At 31.8% G+C, this 654-nt stretch carries 1 pseudogene; it reads right to left on the bottom strand.

The annotated features are described in order from the left end of the window. Positions 1–654, bottom strand: a pseudogene (locus B6S12_RS10785) (hypothetical protein); the annotation flags it as partial.

The raw sequence follows: 654 nt of genomic DNA, 5'->3' as shown, positions 1-654 counted from the left end.
CCTATAAGCTCATCTAAGAAAGGTAGCATACCAAATTCATCATAAGGAGGATTTTTAGCAAAGTCTTTTAACATTTGAGCTTTTAGGGGGTTTTTATGTAAACCTGCTCTTAAGCCTCTATATTGGTATCCATCATATAAAGTTTTAAAACTTTCTTGATGCCCTAATTGTAATAATAAAAAATTTACTGCCCTATTTCTTGCTTTAAATCCTGTCATAGAAAGTTGTAAGGCTCCTATAAATCCTTTAATATCTCCTAGTATTCCTGCTGCTAGTTCCCATTCTGCCATAAAGAGCCAACCTTTATGCATATTAGCCATATCTCTGTTTGCTTCTACTTCTTTGTAGAGTTCTTCATAATCTTTATGGATTAAATTTCCTTTTTCATCTACATTAGCATATGCTTCATAGGGTATATCTATAACAGTGCTTCTAAGTCCGCTTCTTATTACTAGATATTTATATCTTTCTCTTTTTGTCTTTAGGGATTTATAATAAGCTTTTTCTGCTTTAGTCCAAGGAGCTATAGCTCCTTTGATAGGATCTTTTAAATAAATACTTTGCCAATCTCTAAATTCTAAAAGAGTGGATCTCTCTCCTGTATAAAAGTTAGGATCTAAATATATTGGTTTATAATCTTTGTAGGGAGAGTTT

This window comes from Helicobacter valdiviensis, from assembly GCF_003245365.1.
GTDB lineage: Bacteria > Campylobacterota > Campylobacteria > Campylobacterales > Helicobacteraceae > Helicobacter_D > Helicobacter_D valdiviensis.
Note: the sequence above shows the minus strand (reverse complement) of the source record. Positions and strands in the feature narration are given on the sequence as shown.